General features: G+C 67.1%; 29 protein-coding genes, 1 tRNA gene and 2 pseudogenes. 13 read left to right on the forward strand and 19 right to left on the reverse strand.

Annotated elements, in window-relative coordinates; translation table 11 throughout:
* Positions 1-13 precede the first annotated feature (13 nt).
* The gene (locus RSP_RS02750; protein ID WP_011337110.1) at positions 14-280 is read left to right on the forward strand and encodes a hypothetical protein; all 267 of its coding nucleotides are present in this window, start codon (positions 14-16) and stop codon (positions 278-280) included.
* A 494-nt stretch (positions 281-774) separates the two neighbouring features.
* On the opposite strand, the gene RSP_RS02760 is transcribed toward RSP_RS02750, so the two are convergent.
* Positions 775-918 (reverse strand): hypothetical protein, encoded by a 144-nt coding sequence (locus RSP_RS02760; protein WP_162129768.1) that lies wholly within the window; start codon positions 916-918, stop codon positions 775-777.
* 330 nt (positions 919-1248) lie between these two features.
* On the opposite strand from RSP_RS02760, the gene RSP_RS22385 reads away from it, so the two are divergent.
* The gene (locus tag RSP_RS22385) at positions 1249-1986 is read left to right on the forward strand and encodes a hypothetical protein (protein WP_023003533.1); all 738 of its coding nucleotides are present in this window, start codon (positions 1249-1251) and stop codon (positions 1984-1986) included.
* Positions 1987-2300: 314 nt separating this feature from the next.
* Here the strand turns inward: RSP_RS22385 and RSP_RS02770 are convergent, their stop codons facing one another.
* The 4 genes from RSP_RS02770 to RSP_RS22630 all read right to left on the reverse strand — a co-directional run bounded on the left by RSP_RS02770 (position 2301) and on the right by RSP_RS22630 (position 4391).
* Positions 2301-2876 carry an IS66 family transposase gene (locus RSP_RS02770; RefSeq protein ID WP_160384103.1) on the reverse strand — a complete coding sequence of 192 codons (576 nt, stop codon included), beginning with the start codon at positions 2874-2876 and terminating at the stop codon, positions 2301-2303.
* A 139-nt stretch (positions 2877-3015) separates the two neighbouring features.
* A complete protein-coding gene (gene tnpB, locus RSP_RS02775; protein WP_080517257.1) occupies positions 3016-3351 on the reverse strand; it encodes an IS66 family insertion sequence element accessory protein TnpB in 336 nt (111 codons plus the stop codon).
* A complete protein-coding gene (locus tag RSP_RS02780) occupies positions 3291-3809 on the reverse strand; it encodes a transposase (protein ID WP_017140083.1) in 519 nt (172 codons plus the stop codon). Before RSP_RS02780 ends, tnpB begins: the two co-directional genes overlap by 61 nt.
* A gap of 450 nt (positions 3810-4259) precedes the next feature.
* A complete protein-coding gene (locus tag RSP_RS22630; RefSeq protein ID WP_257722013.1) occupies positions 4260-4391 on the reverse strand; it encodes a hypothetical protein in 132 nt (43 codons plus the stop codon).
* Positions 4392-4480: 89 nt separating this feature from the next.
* On the opposite strand from RSP_RS22630, the gene RSP_RS02785 reads away from it, so the two are divergent.
* Positions 4481-4882, forward strand: a complete 402-nt coding sequence (locus tag RSP_RS02785; protein WP_227590623.1) for a hypothetical protein — start codon at positions 4481-4483, stop codon at positions 4880-4882.
* 156 nt (positions 4883-5038) lie between these two features.
* Here the strand turns inward: RSP_RS02785 and RSP_RS02790 are convergent, their stop codons facing one another.
* The gene (locus tag RSP_RS02790; protein ID WP_011337116.1) at positions 5039-5476 is read right to left on the reverse strand and encodes a hypothetical protein; all 438 of its coding nucleotides are present in this window, start codon (positions 5474-5476) and stop codon (positions 5039-5041) included.
* Between the two features lie 413 nt (positions 5477-5889).
* Between RSP_RS02790 and RSP_RS02795 the strand changes: the two genes are divergently transcribed.
* The 3 genes from RSP_RS02795 to RSP_RS02805 all read left to right on the forward strand — a co-directional run bounded on the left by RSP_RS02795 (position 5890) and on the right by RSP_RS02805 (position 8418).
* Positions 5890-6291, forward strand: coding sequence for a hypothetical protein (locus RSP_RS02795; RefSeq protein ID WP_023003538.1), 402 nt, complete (start codon positions 5890-5892; stop codon positions 6289-6291).
* The gene (locus RSP_RS02800; RefSeq protein ID WP_011337118.1) at positions 6284-7474 is read left to right on the forward strand and encodes an HlyD family secretion protein; all 1191 of its coding nucleotides are present in this window, start codon (positions 6284-6286) and stop codon (positions 7472-7474) included. The genes RSP_RS02795 and RSP_RS02800 overlap by 8 nt, the downstream gene beginning before the upstream one ends.
* 644 nt (positions 7475-8118) lie before the next feature.
* On the forward strand, positions 8119-8418 hold the full coding sequence (locus tag RSP_RS02805; protein ID WP_011337119.1) for an HNH endonuclease: 300 nt from the start codon (positions 8119-8121) through the stop codon (positions 8416-8418).
* Here RSP_RS02805 and RSP_RS02810 read toward each other — a convergent pair.
* Positions 8395-9249, reverse strand: a pseudogene (locus RSP_RS02810) (IS481-like element ISRhsp3 family transposase); the annotation flags it as partial. The gene RSP_RS02805 and the pseudogene RSP_RS02810 overlap by 24 nt on opposite strands.
* 84 nt (positions 9250-9333) lie before the next feature.
* On the opposite strand from RSP_RS02810, the gene RSP_RS02815 reads away from it, so the two are divergent.
* The gene (locus tag RSP_RS02815) at positions 9334-10224 is read left to right on the forward strand and encodes a tyrosine-type recombinase/integrase (RefSeq protein WP_011337121.1); all 891 of its coding nucleotides are present in this window, start codon (positions 9334-9336) and stop codon (positions 10222-10224) included.
* Between the two features lie 64 nt (positions 10225-10288).
* Here RSP_RS02815 and RSP_RS02820 read toward each other — a convergent pair.
* Positions 10289-10364 (reverse strand) — tRNA-Ile (locus tag RSP_RS02820).
* A gap of 106 nt (positions 10365-10470) precedes the next feature.
* Here RSP_RS02820 and purM point away from each other — a divergent pair.
* The 3 genes from purM to rnd all read left to right on the forward strand — a co-directional run bounded on the left by purM (position 10471) and on the right by rnd (position 13358).
* On the forward strand, positions 10471-11517 hold the full coding sequence (gene purM, locus RSP_RS02825; RefSeq protein ID WP_011337122.1) for a phosphoribosylformylglycinamidine cyclo-ligase: 1047 nt from the start codon (positions 10471-10473) through the stop codon (positions 11515-11517).
* Complete coding sequence (gene purN / locus RSP_RS02830) at positions 11514-12104, forward strand: phosphoribosylglycinamide formyltransferase (RefSeq protein WP_017140088.1); 591 nt, start codon at positions 11514-11516, stop codon at positions 12102-12104. Before purM ends, purN begins: the two co-directional genes overlap by 4 nt.
* A 96-nt stretch (positions 12105-12200) precedes the next feature.
* Positions 12201-13358: a ribonuclease D gene (rnd, locus tag RSP_RS02835; RefSeq protein ID WP_011337124.1), complete on the forward strand. Its 1158-nt coding sequence runs from the start codon at positions 12201-12203 to the stop codon at positions 13356-13358.
* A 36-nt stretch (positions 13359-13394) separates the two neighbouring features.
* On the opposite strand, the gene RSP_RS02840 is transcribed toward rnd, so the two are convergent.
* Entirely contained in the window at positions 13395-13847 is a 453-nt protein-coding gene (locus tag RSP_RS02840; protein WP_011337125.1) for a hypothetical protein, read from the reverse strand.
* Between the two features lie 129 nt (positions 13848-13976).
* On the opposite strand from RSP_RS02840, the gene RSP_RS02845 reads away from it, so the two are divergent.
* Entirely contained in the window at positions 13977-14405 is a 429-nt protein-coding gene (locus RSP_RS02845; protein ID WP_011337126.1) for a SufE family protein, read from the forward strand.
* Positions 14406-14427: 22 nt separating this feature from the next.
* Here the strand turns inward: RSP_RS02845 and RSP_RS02850 are convergent, their stop codons facing one another.
* The 7 genes from RSP_RS02850 to RSP_RS02880 all read right to left on the reverse strand — a co-directional run bounded on the left by RSP_RS02850 (position 14428) and on the right by RSP_RS02880 (position 20975).
* Entirely contained in the window at positions 14428-14775 is a 348-nt protein-coding gene (locus RSP_RS02850) for a DUF427 domain-containing protein (RefSeq protein WP_002719125.1), read from the reverse strand.
* Positions 14776-14835: 60 nt separating this feature from the next.
* Positions 14836-16632 (reverse strand): aminopeptidase P family protein, encoded by a 1797-nt coding sequence (locus RSP_RS02855; RefSeq protein ID WP_011337127.1) that lies wholly within the window; start codon positions 16630-16632, stop codon positions 14836-14838.
* Entirely contained in the window at positions 16632-18491 is a 1860-nt protein-coding gene (gene cobT / locus RSP_RS02860) for a cobaltochelatase subunit CobT (protein ID WP_009566423.1), read from the reverse strand. Before cobT ends, RSP_RS02855 begins: the two co-directional genes overlap by 1 nt.
* Before the next feature lie 51 nt (positions 18492-18542).
* The gene (locus RSP_RS02865; RefSeq protein ID WP_002719128.1) at positions 18543-18872 is read right to left on the reverse strand and encodes a hypothetical protein; all 330 of its coding nucleotides are present in this window, start codon (positions 18870-18872) and stop codon (positions 18543-18545) included.
* Position 18873: 1 nt separating this feature from the next.
* The gene (locus tag RSP_RS02870) at positions 18874-19203 is read right to left on the reverse strand and encodes a hypothetical protein (RefSeq protein ID WP_002719129.1); all 330 of its coding nucleotides are present in this window, start codon (positions 19201-19203) and stop codon (positions 18874-18876) included.
* Positions 19200-20234, reverse strand: a complete 1035-nt coding sequence (gene cobS / locus RSP_RS02875; protein ID WP_023003542.1) for a cobaltochelatase subunit CobS — start codon at positions 20232-20234, stop codon at positions 19200-19202. The genes RSP_RS02870 and cobS overlap by 4 nt, the downstream gene beginning before the upstream one ends.
* Before the next feature lie 105 nt (positions 20235-20339).
* On the reverse strand, positions 20340-20975 hold the full coding sequence (locus tag RSP_RS02880; RefSeq protein WP_011337129.1) for a J domain-containing protein: 636 nt from the start codon (positions 20973-20975) through the stop codon (positions 20340-20342).
* A 74-nt stretch (positions 20976-21049) separates the two neighbouring features.
* On the opposite strand from RSP_RS02880, the gene RSP_RS02885 reads away from it, so the two are divergent.
* On the forward strand, positions 21050-21307 hold the full coding sequence (locus RSP_RS02885; protein WP_011337130.1) for a BolA family protein: 258 nt from the start codon (positions 21050-21052) through the stop codon (positions 21305-21307).
* Positions 21308-21415: 108 nt separating this feature from the next.
* On the opposite strand, the gene RSP_RS02890 is transcribed toward RSP_RS02885, so the two are convergent.
* The gene (locus RSP_RS02890; RefSeq protein WP_017140090.1) at positions 21416-23575 is read right to left on the reverse strand and encodes a malate synthase G; all 2160 of its coding nucleotides are present in this window, start codon (positions 23573-23575) and stop codon (positions 21416-21418) included.
* Between the two features lie 99 nt (positions 23576-23674).
* A complete protein-coding gene (locus RSP_RS22390) occupies positions 23675-24163 on the reverse strand; it encodes an FAD-binding domain-containing protein (RefSeq protein ID WP_235896929.1) in 489 nt (162 codons plus the stop codon).
* Between the two features lie 274 nt (positions 24164-24437).
* Between RSP_RS22390 and RSP_RS22395 the strand changes: the two genes are divergently transcribed.
* The gene (locus RSP_RS22395) at positions 24438-24800 is read left to right on the forward strand and encodes a hypothetical protein (protein ID WP_227590625.1); all 363 of its coding nucleotides are present in this window, start codon (positions 24438-24440) and stop codon (positions 24798-24800) included.
* On the opposite strand, the pseudogene RSP_RS22400 reads toward RSP_RS22395, so the two are convergent.
* Positions 24792-25040: pseudogene (locus RSP_RS22400) on the reverse strand (deoxyribodipyrimidine photo-lyase); the annotation flags it as partial. The gene RSP_RS22395 and the pseudogene RSP_RS22400 sit on opposite strands and share 9 nt — an antisense overlap.
* Positions 25041-25409: the final 369 nt, after the last annotated feature.

The raw sequence follows: 25409 nt of genomic DNA on the forward strand, positions 1-25409 counted from the left end.
GGTTGCGAGGCATATGCCCAGCACCCTGTCGGAGAGGCCCAAAATGCCCATGCATCCTCCGGACTCTGCCGGGGTCGCGGCCCTCGCGATCTGCGAGGCCCTGCTCCTCTCCCTGCTAGACAGGAAGATCCTTCCCGAGGCCGAGATACTGGGCATCCTCGAGGATGCCGCGGCGGCCCACACCGCGCATCCCGATGACGGCGATGCCGAACTGCACCGGGCCGCTGCCCGGCTGATCGCCGGGATCAGGATCGGACAGATCATGCCGCGTCGGCGATGAGGGATCCCGGTGCGGCACCTCTGGCTGAGGTCCGCAACAGGCGAGGACATTCTACGGTGCCGATTGAAGCGATGACGTTCGGACAGTCTGTTTTCATGACGGCGGACCGGCTCTTCCGAGAGGAAGGACCGGTCCTCATTCCCGGGGGCAGAACCGGGAGCCTTCCCGCAGACCTGCGGTCATTTCCGGCCGGATTTGCGGACCGGCTTCGGTGCCGGAGGCTGGGCCGCGAGCGCCGCATCGCGTTCGAGCCGTGCCGACCTCAGCCGCGCGACCTGCGCATTCCGCGCATCGGTTTCGGCGGCAATGATCGCCTTCGCTGCGGCGTCGGCGCGCTGCGCGGCTTGGCCGGGACCGGATCGGGGGGGATCGGACTTGGGAGATCGCATTCCTGCTCCTTGGTTCGCTGTCGGGATCGATCGTTTCGCGCAGGTTCCGGCGGCCCCGGAGGTCGGGCGAACATGCGCTGCCTCGCGATCTGCGCGGCGCCCGGTTCAGGGCTTCTTCGCGGCGCCGGAACCGGACGACGGAGAGAGGACCGAATGGGCGCTCGCTACCGCGACAACGACGGGCGTCTTCTTCGGTTGTTTCGGCTTTTTCGCCTGCCGGTTTCCGCGGATGTCCATGCCCTTGGCCACTTGGCTCTCCATTCGAAGGGTTCCGGCGGGGAGGTGCCGGTCGAGGCAGCAGAAGACGAGCCGCGGGTCCTTAACACAGGAGGAGAGCGCCGAAGGTCGCCCCCATGCCGCACGGCAGATGGATCATGGCCGGGACGGAAGCCCACGGCCCTGGACCCTTGCACCTATCGTCAGATGGGGATGAGGGGGAGGCGGCACAAGGGCTGATCGCGAGACGGCCCTTCAGGGCGACATGCCATGCGGCGCCCGGCTGCACGCATCAGCATCTCGCACCCGCCTTCGATCCGCCGATCAGGAAGCACCGCGCGGCAGGTCATGAGGAGAGAGGACATGGAACTGCGGGCCATCCATTGGGACGTTTCCTTCCGGAGCGCCTTCCGCCTCGGCGACAACCTCCTTCCGCCGGGGACATACGAGATTTGCGCCGAGGTCGCTGGTGCTCTGGCGCCCAAGGAAGTTTGCTGGCAACGGATCCAGTTCTACATCACGATCGAGCGCTCGATCGGGCGCGAGCGGCGTCCGATCGATCTTCGCGCCCTCGATGACGCCCTGCGGCGGGATCGCGCTCTGGGCGCCACTGCAAGTGCGAAGCTCGTGCCGGATGCGTGCGACCCGACTACGCACGCGAGACCGCTCCGGACCATCGCCGCGTGCGGCCCGGAGCGCGAGCGAACCCGAGACAGGAGGACCTCCATGGCCCAACGCATCGTCCGATCCACCGCGGTGTTCCTGCGACCGTTTCATCTGCCGGGCTATGACGCGGAGCTTCCGGCTGGCAGATACCAGCTTGATACCGAGATCCGTCCTCCTGCGGGCATGACGGATCCGGCAGCATGGCGGGCATCGGTGGTGATCCATCTTCATCCCACGACTGAGATGCCCAACCTCGCCCGGGCTCTGACCGTGCGGCTGGCCGACATCGACGCGGCGATCGCGCGCGACGAAGCTTCGGGCCAATCGCTCGATCGGTTCTTCCTGCAGGCGATGCTGGACGATCCCATGATCCGGATGGTCATGGAGTCTGACGGCGTCACCGAGGCCGACTTGCGCCGCCTCTATGAGCCTTGATCCGCTTCACACGCCCTGATCCGTCGCACCCCGCGGCGGCATGCTTCTGGATAAACCGCGAACCTGCCGTCTGAAGACGCGCCTCGCCATCCGGCCCGCCGTGCTGTAGGGTAGGTCTGAGCCTGGACTTCTCTTCCACAGCCTCTCTGACACCTCCGATGCGGCGATCTGGATGCGCTTCGACGTCGGGTCTTCATGATCATCACCTGACAGGAAGGACTCGACCATGAGCAACCGCCGGCCTCCCATCCTATTGCCACGCCAGCGCCGGGGCCTCGTCTTTGGCTTCCTCGGACCGACAGGGGGCGACAATATCAACAGCCTGCCGGTGCGCCCCGTGCCTCTGTCGCTCGCAACCCGGAAGTGGCGCTCGGGGCTGGGCTGGCGCGAGTTCCTCGCGCTGCAGGGGGGACGTCCTCCACGTCGTACCAGCCGGAAATTCTGGCAGGTATGGTTCTGAGCTGCAGAACTCGGAACGACGGAATGAACCGCTGCCGGTTTCGCGGCAGCAAGTTGAACCTGTCTGCGCAGCGGGACCCCTGCCGAAGGCGCTGAGGGTGCCCGCTGAAGGCTGAGGAGACGGACGTTCTCGCCCCAGACCTTGAAGCCGCCGAGGCGCGTCGCCGCCCGGCGCAGGGTCGTGAGGTCGCCGAACTCGTCCCCCGCCAGATAGCTGACGTCGACCTGAAGGCCCGCGACCTTGTCCGTGCCTCGACGGCCGCGTCATGCTCCTCGGTCGCTGCGGCCAGCGCCAATTCGATGTCCTCGAACGCCAGCTCCATCTGGTCGGGGTGGAGCTTCTCGGACCGCGGCCCGAAGCGCGCCCGCTGGAGTTCCCGGACCAGATGCTCGAGCCGGGCGTTGCGGGTCCTCAGCTCGGCGTTCTCCACCGCGAGCGCCTGGACCTGCGCCTCGAGCGCCGCGCGCAGGGCGGCGGAAGCTGGGCCAGAAGGTCGGGATCGAGCGCCGGCGGCATGGGTCGAGTTTACCTGACTGCACGCCGAACCCCAGCAAAACAAGGTGCTTGATTCAACTCGCCGCAGCCGGAGGAAGCACCCGCTGCGCCATCACCCGCCGCCAGTCCAGCCCTTCGGAGAGTGCCTCGAACTGCGCCCGCGACAGCCGCATTGTCCCGTCCTGCACCTTCGGCCAGACGAAGGCGCCGCTCTCCAGCCGCTTGTAGATCAGCACCAGGCCGCTGCCGTCCCAGACCAGGATCTTCAGCCGGTCGCCGCGCCGGGAGCGGAAGATCACCGTCAGCCCGGAATGCGGGTCGAGCTTCAGCTCGTTCTGGACCTTCGCTGTCAGCCCGTTCGTCGGGAAAACGATCCACCGGATCGTTTTCTGATCCTCCTCACTGACCACAGCGGAAGTCCACCGGTCGCGTGGCGATCACGATCGGCATCCTCTGGCCGGGGATGATCATCCGCGCCGCGCCCCAGCGCCGCCGCGATCTCCGCCACGCGGGCCGCCGGCGTCGAGCCGGACACGCGGATCGTCACGCCGCCCGCCTCGATCTCGATCCGCTCGTCGGGAGGGACCCGAGGCGCTCGCGGCGCGGCGTCCACCATCAGCGGCACGAACTCGGCCGTCTCGGGAAAACCCGGCGCCTCCACGGGCAAGCCGAACCGCCCCTCCCGAGCCATCCGGCGCCAGGTCGTGAGTTGAGACGGAAGGAGCCGATACTTCCGCACCACGTCCTCGACGCGCATCCCCGGCACGTAGCTCTCCATCACGATCCAGAGCTTCTCCTCGTCCGGCCAAGTCCGCCGCCCCATCGGCTCGTCCAGGATCTGGAACGACCCGACATATCCCTCGCCCATGACTATTCTCCACGCTGTCTCGCGCGAAGGATCCGCCAACGCGCGTCAAGCCGGAAGCAAAGACATCAACGGGGAAGACCACCGCTTACGTTGAGGCGAAAGTCATTAGGAACTCAATTGTCTTCTCGGCGACATGGAGGACAAGAGCCGCGTTGCTGCGAAGAAGGCCCTGATGCGCCTGTGCACTTTCCAAGTGGCAGCCGGGATGCCGGAAAAGGCAGAGAGTCCATGCCTGCGGATCCTGTAGTCTACCGCATCGACCTGAAGGTCCCGGACAGTCTGAAGGCAGCCATTACGACCGTCGAGGGCGCCAACCGCCTTGTGCCAGCGGGCACCGCCTAATCCCGCAACCTGTCGCCAGTTTGCGCTGTCTTCGTTCGGAAGCTGGGGGAGCAGCGCGACACTCTGGGTGAGGGAGACGCGACAATGGGTGCCATCAGGACCCGCTTCTCAACCCTCGGCAGGTCCGAGATCGAGGCCGTCGCCTGAACAGCCACGGGAAAGGGGCCTTTCGGCCAGAACGCCGCTTTGCGCAACAACGCCGTGCCATTGCACCATGCCTTGCAGGAGCACGCCGCTCATCCTAAGGCTGGTATCCTGTGAGTTGGATGGAGTGCATCATGATAACCAGAACTACCCCAAGGATGGACATAGTTAGGCAGCATTGTCGGTTGAGCATCTCGGATATTGCTGCAGAGGCCGCGGCGCGATCCTCATCCATTGAGGAGAAGATCGCCGCCTCGGGACTTGAGCCTTCGGGGCCATGGATATTCGTGTCACATAACCTGCCGCAGGATGCTGAAACCCTGTTCGACTGGGAAATCTGGCGGCCTGTTGCCGGCTTGCCAAATGAAGCCACTGCGATGGAAGTCGAGCATATTCCCTCGGCACGAGTTGCCAGTCGACTATTTCGCGGCATCTTGGCGGAGATATTTACGTGTGGCTATCTTCCGCTTCTGACGGAGATTGCAGAGGAGGGTCTTGCTCTTTCTGGCGAGAGCCGGGAAATCTATCACCAATGGAGCGGCCCGGAGGAAAAAGCCGAAGTCGAGATTCAATTCGTCCTGGCCTAGGGCGTAAGCGCACGTACCGATAGCCACGCGAAGATCATTGCGAAAGGAAGCACCATGGCCGTGATGTTTCCCAGGCGAGATGCTCCGCTCGCATCGCCTCGACCTGTTAGGGCAGGAAGAGGGAGAGGTTCGCTTTCCGGAGAACGCGCCACAATTTCATGGTAGGAATATCGTGCGGCCTTTGATTGAAGTCTGGGCGGCCCACACGGAAACAATGGTGGTAATGGAGATCGCGACCCCGACGAGGGAGAGGATGCCAACGAAGTTTGACGCGAATACTTCAAGATTCTGCTCTGTGGTGTCCCCTGCGGCCTTAATGGAAAGCGCAGCGGCGGCGAAAAGAAATGAATTGAGAGATATGAACCATGACATTCGTTGATTTACAAGATTGTTTTCACCTTCGATTTTCTTTGCGTACAGTTCAAACAATTTAATCCTGTCGATTCCTTCCATTTCTGCCTCGCGATTGAATGCAGGATGCTCGAAAAATAATGGCGCCGAATAACATTGACGGGATTCGGTCGTGGTTGCAAGGTGAACAATTCTTGCCGGCAGCATTGTATCGGCGGCTCGGCCCGACCGATCGCGATCCATGCAGCAAGCATCATGATCTGCGGGGCGTCAAACCAGCCGTGGCGGCGCGAGCGGCCTGACTGCCGCTGCGCTGCGCCGGCCGCGGCAGTTCGGCTTGCGCCCGCCTGACCCGCAATCTGCGCTTCTCGACCCGAAGGCGCAGGGCATCAAGCTGGCCAAAGCGGCCGGCCTCATGAAGACACGATAGCCGTCGCCGGTAAGCTCGGCGCCGTTCTCCGCGCATGCGCAGGACAAATATGCCGTTCCGCTGCCCGGCTGTAGCGCCAAGACCCGCCATCGTTTATAATTGAAGCTGGCGCGCTCAATGATTTGAACCAATGAGGTATGGTGATTAATGCTAAGGCCTTATCTTTGCATAATCGCTGCTTCCTGCGCTGGCGCCGGTCCAACGTCGACATCGGGAGGGGATGGCAATGGCCTCTGAGAGTGAACTCGGACATGCAGCCCCATCGTGGTTCTCCGCACCGGGAGAGACCGACTTTCTGGCATGGGTCACTGCCGTTCTGATAATACTCGCCTTGTTCGGTCTAATCACATTGTATGCTGCCTTTGATCGGTGGGCGGAGCATAAGTCGAGCGGAACGCCGCTGGCCAAGACGATCCCGACGCTGCTCACTATCGCGCTTCTATATGAAATTTTCCCTCTGGATCATGTCAGTGCGCTCCTGCCGCTCAGTGCCATCCTGATCGCGCTCGCCGCAGATTGGTCTCGGTTCCACCTCGTCGGCCCGCTGACGCCTGGAAACGCCGCCACGCAATCGGACGGGCGGACCGGCGACCCGACAGAAGCCGAAGGAGAGTCTGGGCATGCTTGAACTCCTGCTGACCTCCTTTCCCGCGATCTTCCGCTATTATCAGCTGAAGCGACGGGCCGAGGCGATGACCGTCTGGAACATGCGGACCGCGGTTTTCGCCTGGGCCGTCATGGCTATGGGCCTGTTTCTCGTAATTTTCTACTTCCATCCCAAATCCTATTCCGGTCTGCTTCCGTTCCGGACGATCTCTGTCGTGGCGCAGACCAGCGGCCCGGTCACCGAGATCCACGTCGAGAATGGCCAGCGGGTCGCTGCGGGCGATCTGTTGTTCAAGATCGAGGACAGTTCCCAGAAAGCACGGCTGAACCAGGCCGAAGCGGAATTCGACAAGATCGCCGCAGCAGAGATCAAGGCGCAGGACACCCTGAGAGTGGCCTTGGCAAGCGTCGCCGCGGCGACCTCGACGCTGGAGAAGCTGAGCGTAGACCGCGATAACGCCCGTCAGCTTCTGACGCGCAATGTCGGAACGCAGGATACCCTTCGCCAGACCGAGGCATCGGTCGCTGCGGCGGACGCCGAACGCGAGGCCGCCCAGGCACAGGCCGATCTTGCCCGTGCAGAGCTCTCGCAGGCCATCCCGGCTCAGCACAAGGCGGCAGAGGCCGCGTTGCAGGTCGCTCGGGCCGATCTGGCCAAGACCGAGGTCCGATCCTTCTCCGACGGACTTGTCACTCAATTGGCGTTGAGCGTCGGCAGCCCGGCCGCCACGCTCATCTTGAGCCCCGCGATGCTGATCATCCCGGATCGGCCCGAGGATCTTCCGCTGCGGTTCACCGCAGGGTTCAATCAGGTTGCGAGGTCCACGCTTTATGTTGGCATGCCGGCGGAGATCGCCTGCAACACGAATATCAACCTTTCCTTTCGCGATACTGTTCTTCCTGCCCGGATCCAGGCGATCCAGCCGGCTATAGCGTCAGGTCAGGTGGTTCCGGGGGGGCGCCTGCTCGAAGCTGAAAGCGGCATGCAACGGGGATCCCTGCTGGTCTATCTGGAACTGATCCACCCCGAACAAGAGAGCATCACGATCGACGGCAGCGGTTGTGTGGTGCAGACTTACACCGACAATCTTGACGGGATCTTCGGTCATGTCATTGCGGCAACAGGGGTCATCAAGGCTGCGGGGCTAAGGCTCAAGGTCTGGGGGGCTATGGTGGCAGGGGTCGGCCTTGGCGGAGGTCACTGAGGGCGCATTAGATTGCGGGTAAACGCGATCGGACGCCGCTTGAGAGGGACGGCCCCTCCCGAAACCCATGCTGTCGCAAGCCAAGGCGCAATCAGCCCGCCGCATGGCCACTGCCGGCCACGCGCCAGTGGGTCCGAAGGTCTCGGATGGCCTGACTTCGGCCTTCCGCCTCGGCGCGAAGGGCCCCTTCCGGCCAAGTGCATCGGTTGCGCACTGCGTGCCGTGCTGAGCGCCACGTGTCATCGCGACCGTTCGTATCTTCGGAGTGAGTTGCAGGTCCACAGTAAGCGGTAGCCTTTCCCATTGATGTCGTTGCTTCCGGTTTGACGCTCGTTGGCGGAACGCGCGTTCCGTGACGCCATGGAGGCTCTGCTCGCGGCCGGAAGGATTGAGGTGCGCGAGGAAGGTCCGCCGTCGCGCCGCGTCAGCTTCCTCTGGGATGCCCGCTCGTGAAGTCCTTCAACCCCCCTTCAACCCCCTGCCTTCATCCCCCCTCCCCCTAAAGGGGGAGATGGAAGCGCCATGCGCGACGCGCTTCCATCTGTAAAAGGCCGGCGGCTGGTCGCCGCCGAAGCCAATCCTCGGGACCGCCTGTCGAACGGCGCGTCTCCGGTTCACAGCCCTCGGCTGGCGGAGGCAATCTGATGGCTGGATGGCCCTACAACACCTCCCGGTGGTCGAAGCTCCGCGAGGCCAAGCTCGCTGAGAAACCCCTGTGCGAGATCTGCCAGCGCCGCGGCATCGTCGAGCCTGCGGTCGCGGTTGACCACTTCGTAGCCATTCGGCATGGCGGCGATCCGTTCCCGCCGCTGTCCGGTCTGCTGTCTCTGTGCGTGGCCTGCCACAACGAGAAGACCGCGAGCTTCGACAAGCCGGGCGCCGATCCGTTCCGCCGTCGCTTCAAGGGCTTCGATGTCCACTTAACCTTCTTGACTGACGAATGACATGACGGTCTCGACCGGTCGACGGCCCATGTTTCGGTAGCCGAGATGTGGCCGTTCGGTATTGTAGTGGACGAGCCAGGCGTCGAGATCGGCCTGCAGGGCCTCTACGCTTTCGTAGAAATTGTCGCGCATCGCGACCCGGAAGAACTCGTTCAGGATGGTGCCGTTGAAGCGCTCGACGAAGCCGTTCGTCTTGGGCGTCCGGACGCGGGTTCGGCGGTGCTCGATGCCGTTGAGGTCGAGATAGAGCTCGTAAGGATGCCGCTCCGTCCCGCAGAACTCGCGGCCGTTGTCGGTCAGCACCGCGCCGACGGGCAGATCCAGGTTGCGGTAGAACGGCAGCACGTCGTTGTGCAGCACCGCCACCGCCGCCTCGGGTTGCTTGGAGACGTGCAGGAACCCGAAGGCGTAGGAGCCGAAGGTGTCGACGACAGCGTGCAGGTAGACCCGACCGATCCCCTTGAGCGCGCCGACGAAGAAGGTATCGGCGGAGAGGAGTTCGCCGGGGGCGCTTGATTCCACATGCCTTTCCCGAAAGCACGGGTTCAGCTTCTCGATGAAGGCGGCCTGCTCCGCGGTCAACTCGATCCTCTTTTCAGCGTTGGCCTGCTCCAGCGCCAGCCAGCGGTCGGACTTCGTGCCCAGACCGTTCTCGTTCAGGATCTTCTGGATGGTGATCGACGAGACCCGGATGCCCTCCAGCGCCAGCATCGCTTCGAACCGGTTGCAGCCATAGGCCGGATGGGCGAGCGCCAGAGTCTTGATCCGCGCCACCGTCTCCGGGGGCGTCGATTGCGGGTGGCTCTTGTGGATCGGCGGCAGGTCCTTGACCACCCCGACTTCCTCTCCCACTACAGCGCCGGGCGACAGGGCGAGAAATGGACCGGCCCTGCGACAGCACCGCAGCCGAAGGCGGTGACCCACTCGATCCAATGGCTGGTCGGCAGATACCTCACGCACCTCGAGAGCCTCGTCGAGGCGAAGCTCGCCTCCCTGCTCACATTGAGGCAGCGCCGCTCTCAGCTGCGCCGGTTCTGCGAAATGCCGACAGAGGATGGCGGCACCTACGGCGAATATGACTTCCGGGCGCCTCGCAGCGCGATCATCGCCGCGCGGGACCAATGGCGGCACAAGCCCGGCGAGGCCGACAACCTCGTGAAGTCGATCTCGGCCATGTATCGGTGGGCCATCGACGAGGCGGAGATCGCGACCGAGAACCCGGCCGTGGGCATCAAGAAGCTGAACAAGGGAGGCGGAGGCGCCGCAGCCTGGACGGCCGACGACCTCAAGCGATTCCGCGAGGCGCATCCCTTCGGCACGACCGCGCACCTATGGCTCACGCTGCAGATGTTCACGGCCTGCCGGATCGACGACGCGCGCAAGCTCGGGCGCAGCAACGAGATCGACAGGGGAGGGACGCTCTGGCTGGAGTTTCAGCCCGGCAAGAAGGGAAGCGCCCCCGTCTCGATCCCGATGCTCCCGCCGCTCCTGAAGGCAGCGCGGGCCCAGAAGGTCCAAGGGGCTACATATCTGCTGACCGCGGCCGGCAAGCCCTTCAGCACCGCGGAGAGCCTGCGGAACCGCGTCCAGAAATGGTGCGCCGCCGCGGGCATCGAGGGGAAGTCCTCGCACGGCATCCGAAAGGCCGCGGCGGAGTTGCTCGCCGAGGCCGGATGCACCCAGCACCAGATCATGGCGCTTATGGCCCACACCCAAGCGAAGACCTCGGAGATCTACACGAAGGGCGCCCAGCGACGGCTTCTGGCGGCCGATGCCGCTGCGGCTTTGGCCACCCTCGAGTGGTGACGGTGCTCCACGCTCCGTAAACGTGGAGCACTAGCCTTAGAAAACAAACGAAAAAATAGGCATGTGGTAGGCCCGGAGGGACTCGAACCCCCAACCAAGGCGTTATGAGCGCCCTGCTCTGACCATTGAGCTACAGGCCCGGCCAGTTCCGGTTACGGCGAAGCGGAGCAGGGGTCAAGCGCGCTTCGCGTTGCGAAGCGGGAAGGGATCGTCTAGAGGGACCGCAGGCAGCGGCAGGGGTGAAAGATGGCCGAACAGCAGAAGGGTCTGACCTACGCGGACGCAGGGGTGGACATCGACGCCGGCAACGCGCTCGTCGAGCGGATCAAGCCCGCCGCCAAGCGCACGGCGCGCCCGGGCACGGTCTCGGGTCTCGGCGGGTTCGGCGCGCTCTTCGACCTCAAGGCCGCGGGATATCAGGACCCGGTGCTGGTCGCTGCCACCGACGGGGTCGGCACCAAGCTGCGCATCGCCATCGACACGGGCGAAGTGGACACGATCGGCATCGACCTCGTGGCCATGTGCGTGAACGATCTCGTCTGCCAGGGCGCAGAGCCGCTGTTTTTCCTAGATTATTTCGCGACGGGCAAGCTCGAGGTCGCGCAGGCTGCGCGGATCATCGAGGGAATCGCGGAAGGCTGCGCCGCCTCGGGCTGCGCGCTGATCGGCGGCGAGACCGCCGAGATGCCCGGCATGTATCACAAGGGCGACTTCGATCTCGCGGGCTTCGCCGTGGGCGCGATGGAACGCGGTGCCGACCTGCCGCAGGGCGTCGCAGAGGGCGACTTGCTGCTGGGCCTCGGGTCGAACGGGGTCCATTCGAACGGCTATTCCTTCGTGCGCAAGGTGGTCGAGCTCTCGGGGCTCGGCTGGGATGCGCCCGCGCCCTTCGGCGGCGACAGCCTCGGGCGGGCGCTTCTCGCGCCGACGCGCCTCTATGTGAAGCAGGCGCTGGCGGCGGTGCGGGCGGGGGGCGTGCATGCGCTGGCCCATATCACCGGCGGCGGCCTCACCGAGAACCTGCCGCGCGTTCTCCCCAAGGGTCTGGGCGCGCGCATCGACCTTTCCGCCTGGGAGCTGCCGCCGGTGTTCCGCTGGCTGGCCGAGACCGCCTCGATGGCCGAGCCCGAGCTCTTGAAGACCTTCAACTGCGGCATCGGTATGATCGTCGTGGTCGCGGCCGATCGCGCCGACGAGATTGCGGCCCTGCTCGCGGCCGAGGGCGAGACAGTCACGCGGATCGGCGAAGTGATCGCAGGCGAGGGCGTGAGCTACGACGGCCGCCTTCTGTGAAACGGGTTGCCGTCCTGATCTCGGGCGGAGGCTCGAACATGCTGGCGCTGCTGCGCAGCATGGAGGGCGCGCACCCGGCGCGGCCGGTGCTCGTGGCCTCGAACGATCCCGCGGCGGCGGGGCTCAAACGCGCGGCCGAGCTGGGCGTGCCGGTCGCTGCGGTGGATCACCGGCCCTTCCGGGGCGACCGCGCGGCCTTCGAGGCGGCGCTGCTCGAGCCGATCCTCGCGGCCGAGCCGGACATCCTGTGCCTTGCCGGCTTCATGCGGGTGCTGACGCCCGCCTTCGTCGCGCGCTTCGAGGGGCGGATGCTGAACATCCATCCCTCGCTCCTGCCGAAATATCAGGGGCTGCACACGCATCAGCGGGCACTCGAGGCGGGCGACGCCGAGGCCGGCTGCACCGTCCACGAGGTGACGGCCGCGCTCGACGACGGGCCGATCCTCGGTCAGGCGCGGGTGCCGATCCTGCCGGGCGATAAGGCGGAGACGCTCGCGGCGCGTGTGCTGACGCGGGAACATGCGCTCTATCCGGCGGTGCTTCGGCGTTTTGCCGCGGGCGATCGCACGCCGCTGCTGCTGGACTGATCCCAACAGCCCATCGGGCTTTCCTTTTTCCCCGACGCCGCCTATAGCGGAAGGGCGCGGGACGAACCCGCACGAACCCCGAGATGCGGGATCTTGATGCAGACCATCACCACCACCGAGGCGCTGGCCGCCTTCTGCGAGGCCGCCAAGGCCGAACCCTATGTCACGATCGACACGGAATTCCTGCGCGAGCGCACCTACTGGTCCAAGCTCTGCCTGATCCAGATGGCGCTGCCGGGCAAGACCGGCGAGGCGGTGCTGGTGGACCCCATCGAGGGGCCCGACATGTCGCTCGAGCCGCTCTACGACCTCTTCCGCCACGAGGCGACGGTGAAGGTCTTCCATGCCGCCCGGCAGGATCTCGAGATCTTCTTCGTAGAGGGGCGCGCCTTCCCCGTGCCGCTCTTCGACACGCAGGTCGCGGCCATGGTCTGCGGCTTCGGCGAGCAGGTCGGCTACGAGACGCTGGTCAAGAAGATCGCACGCGAGCAGCTCGACAAGACCTCGCGCTTCACCGACTGGTCGCGCCGTCCGCTCAGCGACGCGCAGAAGACCTATGCCATCGCCGATGTGACCCACCTGCGGGTGATCTACGAATGGCTTTCGGCTCAGATCGAGAAGAACGGCCGGCAGAAGTGGGTCGAGGAAGAGCTCGCGATCCTCACCGATCCCGAGACCTACACGGTCCGGCCCGAAGAGGCTTGGCTCAGGATCAAGACCCGCACCACCTCGGGGCGCTTCCTCGCCGTGGTGAAGGAGCTCGCCCGTTTCCGCGAGGACTATGCGCAGAAGAACAACGTCCCGCGCTCGCGGGTGATGAAGGACGATGCGCTGCTCGAGATCGCCTCCACGCGGCCCACGAATGCCGAAGAGCTGGGCCGCTCGCGGCTTCTGCTGCGCGAGGGGAGGCGGGGCGACATCGCCGATGGCATCCTTGCCGCGGTGAAGGCGGGCATGGAGGTCAAGAACGAGGACCTGCCGAAGCCCGATCTCTCGCGCGAGCAGCTTCAGGTGAACCCGGCGCTGGCCGATCTCCTGCGGGTGCTGCTCAAGGCCAAGTCGGAAAGTCTGGGCGTTGCGGCGCGGCTCATCGCCTCGGCCTCCGAGCTCGATGCCATTGCCGCGGGCGAACGCGACCTGCCCTCGCTCAAGGGCTGGCGGCTCGAGGCCTTCGGGGCCGATGCACTGCGCCTCTGCCGGGGCGAGATCGCCCTGTCGGCCAAGGGCAACGACGTGCGCGTGGTCAAGCTCTGACCGGTGCCGGGCGGCCTTGGCCGCCCGGAGCGTGCCTCAGCGGCGGCTGGTCAGGGCGTTGCCTGCCGAGACCACCGTGATCTGGCTGATCGAGCGCAGCTGATAGGCCGTCAGATAGGCGCCCACCGTCACCTCGCGCGAGGCCTGCGTGCCGACGGCGGCCCCCCTCGGCGGCGGCAGGGCGCGGAACTCATAGGTCATCACGCCATCCTGAACCGGCCGCGCCACCAGCTCGGCGTTCCAGAAGCCCTGCGTCGGAGGCACGCCCACGGCGCGCACCACAGCACCCCCCCGGTTCGGCTCCACCTCGAGCGAGATCACCTGCGCTATCAGCGGCCGCGCATCGGGCGCCGTGGCCGGCAGATCGGTTGGCGCCAGAGTGGCGGGCGCGGGCTCGGAGCCGCCGATCCAGTTCAGCGGGTTGAGCCGCGAGCCGCAGGCCCCGAGTGCCAGAACCAGCGCAAGCCCCACGAGCAGCGGTCGTCTCATTCCTTCATCCCTCGCATCCTTCTCTGCTCATTGGCTAGCCGATGCGGCGGGCTTTGGAAAGCGCGGGCTGGCAGGGCTGGACCTCGCTGGACCCAGCGATTACCTGTGGCTGCAGGAATGGAGGGCAGGATGGCCACTCAAGCCTTTGAAGAGATCGCCGAGACGTTCGACTTTCTGGACGACTGGGAAGACCGCTACCGCCATGTGATCGAACTGGGCAAGGCGATGCCGCCGCTCGACGAGGCCTTCCGGGTGCCCGCGACCAAGGTCGAGGGCTGCGCGAGCCAGGTCTGGATCCGGCCCGTGATCGAGGGGGAGGGCGGGGGCGCGCGATTCGACTTTCAGGGCGACAGCGACGCGATGATCGTTCGCGGCCTGATCGCCGTGCTTCATGCGCTCTATTCCGGCCTGTCGGTGGCCGAGGTGGGCCGGGTGGATGCGCCGGCCGAACTGGCGCGGCTCGGCCTCGATCAGCATCTCTCATCGCAGCGCTCGAACGGGCTGCGCGCGATGGTGGAGCGGATCCGCCGTGTCTCGGCAGAGGTCGCGGCGGCCTGAAGGCGGGCCGCCGCCCGCCGGCTCAGTACTGGCCGACCTTGGTGCAGTCCGGCGCGAAAGCCAGATAGCCCGCGATGGCTTCGAGCCCTTCCTTCGGTGATTCGTAGGACCAGGCCGCGTCTTTCAGCGTGCCGCTGGCGCCGACGATGGAGTAGTAGCTCGCCTCGCCCTTCAGCGGGCAGGCCGTGACCTTCTCGCTCTTGTCGAACATGACCATCGCCACATCCTCACGCGGGAAGTAGATGACCGGATCGCGGCTGCCCTCGGTCAGTTCGATGGCGTTCAGCGTCTCTCCCAGCACAGCCGAATCCGTCCGGATGACCCATTTGCCCTCGGCCTTGCGCAGGCGGATATGATTGTTCATCTGCATGTCCTTCACGGTGCTGCAACGCAGCAAATGATGCCGCTGCCGCTCCTCATGGGCAAGAGGTCAAAGAGGCGCAGCCGCCGCTTCCAGCCAGTCCCAAGCCGCGGGCGACAGGCGTGAACCGATCTTTTCGAGAACGTCCCGGTGGTAGGCGTCGATCCAGTCCCGCTCTGCCGAGGACAGGAGCTGCGGCAGGATCAGGCGGCGGTCGAAGGGCACGAAGGTCAGCGTCTCGAAGGCCAGTTGCCGACGATTGTCGCCCAGGGCAGGGGCCTCCTCGACGACGATCAGGTTTTCCAGCCGGATCCCGAAGGCGCCTTCGCGGTAATAGCCGGGCTCGTTCGACAGGATCATGCCCGGCTCCAGCGGCACCTCGGAGATGCGGGCGATCCGCTGCGGCCCCTCGTGGACCGACAGGAACGCGCCGACGCCGTGGCCCGTGCCGTGGTCGTAATCCTGTCCGGCGAGCCAGAGCGGATAGCGGGCGAGCGCGTCGAGGTCGCGCCCGGCCAGCCCCTTGGGCCAGCGCGCGCGGCTGATCGCGATCAACCCCTGCAGCACGCGGGTGTAGCATTCCCGCGCCTCTTGCCCCGGATCGCCCACCGCGACCGTGCGGGTGATGTCGGTGGTGCCGTCGGCATATTGCGCGCCCGAGTCGACGAGCAGCAGCTCATCCCGCTGCACCGGGCGGTTCGAGCCGTCGGTCACGCGGTAATGCATGATCGCGCCGTTCGGACCCGCGCCGCAGATCGTGTCGAAGCTGATGTCGTGGAGCGCATTGGTCGCGCGGCGGAAGCCCTCGAGCGCCGTCACCACGTCGATCTCGGTCAGGCCGCCCTTCGGGGCCTCGGCATCGAGCCAGGTCAGGAATTCGACCATGGCCGCCCCGTCGCGCAGATGGGCGTCGCGCATGCCCGCGATCTCGGCCGCGGTCTTGCAGGCCTTGGGCAGGCGGCAGGGATCGTCGCCGTCCACCGCCTCCACGCCGGCATCCTGCAGCTCGAGGAGCACGGCCAGCGGCGCCGTCTTGCGGTCGACCTGCACCGGGCCTGTCAGTGTCCGTAGTGCCGGCACGAAGGCCTGCGGCGGGCGCAGCGTCACGCCCGCGCCCAGATGCGCGCGGGTGGCCTCGTCGAACTTCGCGGCTTCAGCGAAGAGGGTCACGCGGGCATCGTCGTGCAGCACGGCAAAAGCGTGGAGCACCGGATTGCGCGGTACGTCCGACCCGCGGATGTTCAGAAGCCAGCAGATCGAGTCGGGCAGGCTCAGCACGACCGCCCTGCGGCCCGCGGCGGCGAGCGTCTGGGCCAGACGCTGGCGCTTGGCCTCGCCCGTCTCGCCCGCGAGCGCGTCGGGATGAACGAAGGCGCGGCCCATCGGCGGATCGGGCTGATCGGCCCACAGCCGGTCGAGCGGGTTCTCCACCGGCCTGAGCGTGATGCCGGAGCCCGCCAGCGCCGTTTCGAGCCGCGCGATCTCGTCGGCGGTATGGAGCCAGGGATCGAAGCCGATCACGCCTTGGGAAAGTTTTTCACGCAGCCAGTCGCCAGGCTGGATCTCGGGCCAGGCCACCGGCGTGAAATGGGCCAGATCCACCTGATGCTTTACCTGCACCCGGTAGCGACCGTCGATGAAGACGCCCGCCACCTCGGGCAGCACGAGGCAGAAGCCGGCCGAGCCGGTGAAGCCCGTCAGCCATTGCAGCCGGTCGTCGCGCGCGGCCACATATTCGCCCTGATGCGCGTCCGAGCGCGGCACGAGGAAACCGGCCAGCCCCTCGGCGGTCAGCGCCTGCCGCAGGGCGGCAAGCCGGGCCGGCCCCTGAGCCGGGGAGGAAGTCGCATGGAACGTCTGGAACATCAGGCCACCCGCCGTTTGCCGATGCGCTTCTTCGGATCGGCGTCGAAAAGCGATGCCAGCTGCTCGGTCATGGCGCCGGCCAGCTGCTCCACATCGGTGATCGTCACGGCGCGCGCATAGTAGCGCGTCACGTCATGGCCGATGCCGATGGCGATGAGCTCCACCTGCCGCTTGCGCTCGACCATCGCGATCACATCGCGGAGATGTTTTTCAAGATAGCTCGCCGGGTTCACCGACAGGGTGGAATCGTCCACCGGCGCCCCGTCCGAGATCACCATGAGGATCTTGCGCGTCTCGGCCCGGCTGCTCAGCCGACGATGCGCCCATTCCAGCGCCTCGCCGTCGATGTTCTCCTTGAGGAGCCCTTCCTTCATCATCAGGCCGAGATTCTCGCGCGCCCGCCGCCAGGGCGCGTCGGCGCCCTTGTAGACGATGTGGCGCAGGTCGTTGAGCCGCCCGGGCTGCTGCGGACGGCCCGCTGCCAGCCATTTCTCGCGGCTCTGCCCGCCCTTCCAGGCGCGCGTGGTGAAGCCCAGGATCTCGACCTTGACCTGACAGCGTTCCAGCGTGCGCGCGAGCACATCGGCGCAGATCGCGGCGATCGAGATCGGCCGACCGCGCATCGAGCCGGAATTGTCCAGCAGCAGCGTCACACAGGTGTCGCGGAATTCGGTGTCCTTCTCGACCTTGAACGAGAGCGGCGTGGTCGGGTTGGCCACCACCCGCGCGAGGCGGCCGGCATCGAGGATGCCTTCCTCGCGGTCGAATTCCCAGCTGCGGTTCTGCTGCGCCTGAAGCCGGCGCTGCAGCTTGTTCGCAAGCCGGCTCACCGCGCCCTTCAGCGGCTCGAGCTGCTGGTCGAGATAGGCCCGCAGGCGCTCGAGCTCGGCCGGTTCGGCCAGATCCTCGGCGCGGATCTCCTCGTCGAACTCGGTGGCGAAGACGACATAGGCCGGATCGGCCTCGGAATAGGCTGCAGGCGGCGGGGGTTCGAGCGGCGCCTCGCCCTCGGGCAGCTCCATCTCCTCGCCCTGATCCGAATCGGGCTGGTCGTCCATCGAGACCTGCGCCTCGGTCGGATCCTGCTGCTCTTCCTGGCTGCGCTCGGGTTGCGCCTCGGGCGACTCCTCGGACTCGTCTTCGCCCTGGCTCTGGGAGTCGTCCTCGTCGGTCTCCGCGTCCTCGCCCGCCTCGTCCTGCTCGTCGGTATCGGGATCGTCGCCGAGCTGGTCGCCGTAGCCCAGATCCGAGATCACCTTGCGCGCGAGCCGGGCGAAGGCCGCCTGATCGGACAGCACCTCGTCGAGGTTCTGAAGCGTGTCGCCCGCCTGCTGCTCGATGAAGCCGCGCCAGAGCTCCATCACATTGTCGGCGCCGCCGGGCAGGGTGCGCCCCGTCGCCAGATGGCGCACGAGATAGCCCGCCGCCGTGGCGAGCGGCGCATCCGCGGCCTGGGTGATCTGTGCATAGCCCTTCCGCTCGGCCTCGTGTCCGATCCGCGCGTCGATGTTGCCGGCAGTGCCGGGCATGGTGCGCGCGCCCACCGCCTCGCAGCGCGCCGTCTCCATCGCCTCGTAGATCTCGCGCGCCATCTGGCCCTGCGGCAGGTAGCGGGCCGACAGGGCATCGTCGTGATAGCGGCGGCGCAGGGCGAAGGCATCGGCCGTGCCGCGGGCGAGCATCACCTCGTCGCGCGTCATCCGGCGGCTGACCTGCGGCAGCCGCATCCCCTCGCGGTTCATCCCCGCGGGATCGACCGTGAAGGTCACCGTCATCTCCGGATCGCAGGCGAGGGTCTTCGTCGCCTCGGCAAGGGCCTTCTTGAACGGATCGGCGGGGTTGTCGCTGGGCTTGCTCATGGCTTCAGATAAAGCACCCGGACCGGGCGCGGACAAGGGGAGAGAGAGCCGTCACCGGAAGAGCTTCCAGCGCTCGGCGCGGTCGAGGGCCCGGTTGAGCCGGTAGCGGTCCATGGCCAGAGCCACGGCCTCGGGGTGGGCGCGTTCGAGATCGGTCAGGTTGCGCATCACCGCCGCCGCTCGGAGCCGGGTCAGGAGCCCGGTGGCCAGGGCGGCGAGCAGCCCCGCCGCAAGGGCAAGGAGAGCCGATCCGGCCGCAAGCCAGACCACCGCCCCCACGAGGACCGCCGCCAGCGCGCCGAGGATCCGTCCCTGACGCCGCAGGGTCTCAAGGGACCCGTGAAGTTCGGCGAGACGTGCGGCGACGGCGGCCTGATCCATTTCAGCAGTAGAGTTTGTAGCGTCCGGCGCGCTCGGTCGCCATCACCATGCGGTAGCGTTCGAGCGCGGCCGGATAGAGATCGGGATGCTCGACCGCGAGGCGCGCCTGCCGCCGCCCGGCCGAGAGGAGCGAGAGGCCCGCGCCGGCCGCTCCGAAGGCCGCCCCGGCAAGGGCAAGGGCGAGCGCGGTGCCCGCGCCGCCGAAGAGGAGGAAACCAAGGCCCGCGCCGGCCAGAGCCAGCACGGGAACGAGCGTCAGGATCTGGCGCCTTGCCCGCGACCGCGCCGCCTCGCAGGCGGCGATGCGCTCGGCCAGCGCCGCGATACTCATTTCATCGCCGTGGAGGCGGCGCTTTCCGGCAGTTCCTCGTTGAAGCAGCGCTGGTAGAACTCGGCCACCGTCTGGCGTTCGAGCTCGTCGCACTTGTTGAGGAAGGTGAGCCGGAAGGCATAGCCCACGTTGCGGAAGATCTCGGCGTTCTGCGCCCAGGAGATCACGGTCCGCGGGCTCATCACCGTCGAGAGGTCGCCGTTCATGAACGCGGTGCGGGTGAGATCCGCGACCGTCACCATCTGGCTGATCTGCTTGCGGCCCTTCTCGGTGTTGTAATGCGGGTTCTTCGACAGGACGATCGCCACCTCGGCATCGTGGCTGAGGTAGTTCAGCGTGGCCACCAGCGACCAGCGGTCCATCTGGCCCTGGTTGATCTGCTGAGTGCCGTGGTAGAGGCCGGTCGTGTCGCCCAGGCCCACGGTGTTCGCGGTCGCGAACAGCCGGAAGCACGGGTGGGGGGTGATGACTTCGTTCTGGTCGAGCAGCGTGAGCTTGCCGTCGGTTTCCAGCACGCGCTGGATCACGAACATCACGTCGGCGCGGCCCGCATCATATTCGTCGAAGACGATGGCGCAGGGGTTGCGCAGCGCCCAGGGCAGGATGCCTTCCTGGAAGGTCGTGACCTGCTTGCCGTCCACCAGCTTGATCGCGTCCTTGCCGATCAGGTCGATCCGGCTGACGTGGCTGTCGAGGTTCACCCGCACGCAGGGCCAGTTGAGCCGGCTCGCCACCTGTTCGATATGGGTGGATTTCCCGGTGCCGTGATAGCCCTGGATCATGACGCGGCGGTTGTAGGCGAAGCCTGCGAGGATCGCGAGCGTCGTGTCGGCATCGAACTTGTAGGTGGGATCGATGTCCGGCACCCGATCGGTGCGCTCGGCGAAGCCCTTCACCTTCATGTCGGTGTCGATGCCGAAGGTCTCGCGAACGGAAATTTCCTCGGTGGGTCTCACAGTCATGTCCAGCATTCCGTCCGCCTTGTTGCCGCATCGGCCGCCCTTCCGGGCGCCCGGCCTTTGATGAAACATATCGGGCAGGGCTGCAAGGGAAAGGGCGACAAGCCGCGTTGACCTTCTTGCAGTCGCCATCCCGGGCGCGCACTCGTGCCGCGCGAAGGTGCGGCGCGACCGGGGTCAGTCGCGGAAGTAGCGGCTGTCCTTGATCTGGTCCCAGGCCCAGACCACTTCCTGCAGCCGTTCCTCGTCGGCGCGGTTGCCGCCGTTCATGTCCGGATGCAGGTCCTTCACGAGGCTCTTGTATTGCTTGCGGATCTCGAGCTTCGTCCAGGTGTCGCGCGCGTCGAGGATCTCGAGCGCCTTGCGCTCGGTCGGCGGCAGCTTACGCGTGGCGGTGGTGGCGACCTTGCCGGGGTTCTGCGTGGCCTTCTCGCCCAGGATCTCCATCGGGTCGTCGACGCCCAGCCGCGACCAGACGCGGCCCTCGTCGGGACGTTTGGCGAAGGGCTGGGTTTCGCGGCCCCAGAGCCGGTCCTTCTCCATGATGCGCTTGATCTCGTCCTCGCCCGATCCCTGGAAGAAATTCCATTTCAGGTTGTATTCGCGGACGTGATCCTTGCAGAACCAGAAGAACTCATCGAGCAGGTCCGGCGATTTCGGGGCCCGATAGATGCCCGCCTCGGAGCAGTCGGGATATTCGCACTGACGATTGGACGTCTCGAACGCGCCCGACATGCCCCGGCGGCCGGTCTTGCGCCGCTTCTTGTCCGAGGAGACCCGGATGTCGAATTCGAAGGGGGGGCGGTTCGTCATCTCATCATGCCTTTCCGACTCGGAGGCGTGAGTTTAGGGGTTTGTGCGCGGGATTGAAGAGGGGAAGGCACGGGATGGGCGTGGTCGAGGAAATTCGTGATCGGCTGGAGGCGGCCTTCGCGCCGGAAGAGCTTGAGGTGATGGACGAAAGCGAGCAGCACCGCGGCCATGGCGGCTGGCGCGAGGGCGGCGAGACGCACTTTCGTGTGAGGATGCGTGCGGCCGCGATGGCGACGCAAACCCGGCTCGAGCGGCATCGGGCGGTGAATGCGGCGCTCGGGAAGGATCTCGTCGGGCGCATTCACGCGCTCGCGCTGGATGTAGCCGGCTGAGGCGCCGCCCGAGCGTCCGGCGGCCCGCGAGAGGCCGTCGTCGCATGGATATTTAAGCCAGAGTGAGGGAGCGGGGCACGCCCTCCGGGCAGGAGGGCGCCCCCGCGGTCAGGCGCGGCTGACCTGCGGCGTGCGCTCGGCCTTCACCTGCAGGCGCCGGGCATGGAGCACCGGCTCGGTATAGCCCGAGGGCTGCTCGCGGCCCTTGAAGACGAGGTCGCAGGCCGCCTGGAAGGCCGCGCCGTCGAAGCCGGGCGCCATGGGCCGGTAGGCCGGATCGCCGGCATTCTGCGCATCCACCACGGCGGCCATCTTCTTCAGCGCCGCCATCACCTGATCTTCCGACACGACACCGTGGTGCAGCCAGTTCACCAGCGCCTGGCTGGAGATCCGGCAGGTGGCGCGGTCTTCCATCAGGCCCACGTCGTTGATGTCGGGCACCTTCGAACAGCCGACGCCCTGATCCACCCAGCGCACCACATAGCCGAGGATGCCCTGGGCATTGTTCTCGATCTCCTGGCGCAGCTCGGCCTCGGACCAGTTCACTCCCTCGGCCACCGGCAGCGTCAGCAGGTCCTCGAGGCTGCCGCGCGGTCCGCCCGCCGCGATCTCCTTCTGGCGCGCGGTCACGTCCACCCGGTGATAATGGGTGGCATGCAGGGTTGCGGCCGTGGGCGAGGGCACCCAGGCGCAGCTCGCTCCGGCCTTCGGGTGGCCGATCTTGGCGGCCAGCATCTCGGCCATCCGGTCGGGCATGGCCCACATGCCCTTGCCGATCTGCGCGCGCCCGCGCAGGCCGCAGGCCAGACCGATGTCCACGTTGCGATCCTCGTAGGAGGCGATCCAGCGCGAGGCCTTCATGTCCCCCTTCTTCACCATCGGGCCCGCCTCCATGCCGGTGAAGATCTCGTCGCCCGTCCGGTCGAGGAAGCCCGTGTTGATGAAGGCCACCCGATGCTTCGCGGCCCGGATGCACTCCTTCAGATTGACCGAGGTGCGCCGCTCCTCGTCCATGATGCCGAGCTTCACCGTGTAGTGCGGCAGGCCCAGCACCTCCTCCACGCGGGTGAAGAGCTCGTCGGCGAAGGCCACCTCGTCGGGCCCGTGCATCTTGGGCTTCACCACATAGACCGAGCCTGCGACCGAGTTCCGGATGCCGTCGGCCTTGGCCAGATCGTGCAGGGCGCAGAGGGTGGTGGCGAAGGCATCGAGCATCCCCTCGAAGATCTCGGCGCCAGTCTCGTCGAGCACGGCAGGCGTGGTCATCAGATGGCCCACGTTGCGCACGAGCATCAGCGCCCGGCCCTTGAGGGTGACGGTCCCGCCGTCCGGCGCGGTGAAGGCGAGGTCGGGCGCGAGCTCGCGCACGAACATCCGCCCGCCCTTCGAGATCGCCTCGCGCAGGTCGCCGCGCATCAGGCCCAGCCAGTTGGCGTAGGCGAGCGCCTTGTCCTCGCCATCCACCGCGGCGACGGAATCCTCGCAATCCATGATGGCCGACAGCGCGGCCTCCATGCGGATGTCGGCGACGCCCGCGCGGTCGGCGGCGCCGATCCGGTGCTTGCGATCAATGTCGAGGATGAGATGCAGCCCGTTGTTCTTCAGAAGGATGGCCGTCGGAGCCTCGGCAGGCCCCGCGTGGCCCGCAAATTGCGCGGGATCCGCCAGTGCGGGCACCAGCGCGCCGCCCTCGACCCGGTAGCCCTCGACATCGGCATGGCTGCCTTGGGCCAGCGGCGCGGTCTCATCGAGGAACCGGCGCCCCCAGGCGATGACCCGCGCGCCCCGCGCAGGGTCGAACTCCGCACCCTCCGGCAGATCGCCCAGAGCATCGGTGCCGTAGAGCGCGTCATAGAGCGAGCCCCAGCGCGCGTTGGCCGCGTTCAGCGCATAGCGCGCATTCATCACCGGCACCACGAGTTGCGGCCCCGCCACCTCGGCGATCTCTGGATCGACATGCGCGGTCTCGATGGTGAAGTCGGGCCCCTCCGGCAGCAGGTAGCCGATCTCGCGAAGGAAGGCGGTGTACTCTCTAAGGCTCGGCCGCTCGCCGCGGTGAGTGCGGTGCCAGTCGTCGATGGCAGCCTGAAGCTCGGCGCGGCGGTCGAGGAGGGCGCGGTTCCGCGGCCCGAGAGTGCGCACCGTGTCGGCGAGGCCTCCCCAGAAGGTTTCCTCGCTGACACCGGTGCCGGGCAGCGCCTCGCGGGCCACGAACTCGGCCAGACGCACATCCACCTGCAACCCCTGCTTCTCGATCCGATCGGTCAAGACCCCACTCCCGCTGATGACATTCTGTCGCAGCAATAGGGGCAAACCGGGCCGCATTCAACCATCTGGTCATGAAACATGACCAATCCGCCGGAGCGGTCAGAGGTCGAGACAGAGCTGCTGCGTCGGATCCGAGGCGGGCCGTCGGGGCGCCGCGCCTTCTATCACCTCCACGCGCGCGGTCGGGCGCCGGGCCAGCGTCCGCCCCGCGGCGCGTGCCGCCGAAGGATCGACCAGTGGCTCGGGATAGCGCCGCCCGAGCAGCCCCCTCGCGCCCTCCCAGCGCCAGGGTGCCTGGAGGACCCGATCGGGCACCTCCGCCAGTTCGGGCAGCCAGCGGCGCGTGAAGGCGCCATCGGGATCGAGCACGCCCGCCAGCCTCTCGGGGTCGACCGGACGCCCGAGCGCCACGCGGCGCATCTGCGCCCAGTGAATCGGCGGCGAGTGATCGGTGAGTCCTGCCGCCAGCGCCGCTCCCGCGGCCTGCTCCGACAGGCCGAGGTGATGCAGCGCCACCGAGGCAAGCATCCCGCGGAGCCGCGCGGGCAGCCAGCCCGAGGCCGCCATCGCGCGCAGTGCCGCATCCACGAAGGGCAGGCCGGTCTCTCCGGCGTGAAGCGCGGCCAGACGCAGCCTGAGCGCGTCCGGCTTCCCCTTCAGTCTGGTCCAAATATCCTCGGGGGGAGCCGCCCCCTCCGGGGCGGCCGGGGGGGCAGACAGCCCCCCGCGCACCGGGGGCACCCGAAGCCAGCGCCGCCCGGAAGGCGCCGAGGCTGCGCACCCAGTCGGCGTCCGGCCGCTCCGCCAGCCGCGCCGCCACGGCGGCCAGCACCTCCTCGCGCGACAGAGTGCCCGCCGCAAGATGCGGCGACAGGCGCGAAGAGGCCCGCTCCGCCTGCAAGAGCCGGTTGCGCCCGTCGCGGTAAAGCGCTCCGCGCCGCTCAAGGAAACTCTGGAGCAGGAGCTGCCCCTGCGGACGCCCGCCCGGCTGGCGGTGGGGGCAGCGGTCCTCGGCCAGCCGCAGGGCGCGGGCAGGCGGGATCGGCCCGGGTTCGACCGCGGGCAGCGGGGTCAGCGCCGCGGGCGCCCCGGCGCCGGGCTTCAGCCGGATGAAGTCGAGGCCGGTGCCCCCGGCCCAGGCCTGCAGGGCCAGATCGAGCTCCGCGAAAGCGGGATCCTCGAGGCAGAGGATGCGCCCGATCCGGTGCAGCTTGCAGAGCTTTGACAGAACCGCCTGCGCGTCGCCCACGCGCACCGCAAGCGGCGCCCCGAGCGCCGCCAGATCCGCGCGCAGGTCAGCGAGACATTCGGCGCGGAACGCCCATTGCCGGCCCGAGCGCGCCGGATCGGCCCATTCTGCCGGATCGACGATGGCGAGCGGCAGCACGCGGTCGTCCGCCGCGCGCGCCAGCGCCGGATGATCCGCCACCCGCAGGTCGTTGCGGAACCAGATCAGAACATTCATGGAACACTGATGCCCGCATCGCACGGAAAGGGCAAGGGGCCGCGTCGCTCGGAAATGATGAATGGCAGGTCGCCCATCGGTCTGCGATCTCTTGCCCTCTGATCGAGAGCCGCAGGGCTGGCGCGGCGCGTGCTCCCGGCGCTGCCTGCCGCGTCTTTCACGAGGCAGGTCGCGAAGGCGACGACACGGCCTTTCACGGGCCGCCCACCGGCGGTTGCGGGCAGGGCGGACGCGGGCTCGCTCCGTCTCGCAGAGGCGAACCGCCGAGGCCACCGGCCTGCGTCATCCTTCTGCCACCGAAGGCCCGCAGGATCTGCGGGGCCGGGTCGGATCGGCGCCGCCGCGGACGGGGCGCCGATCGCGGGCGAG

It is taken from the genome of Cereibacter sphaeroides 2.4.1 (genome assembly GCF_000012905.2).
Taxonomy (GTDB): Bacteria; Pseudomonadota; Alphaproteobacteria; order Rhodobacterales; family Rhodobacteraceae; genus Cereibacter_A; species Cereibacter_A sphaeroides.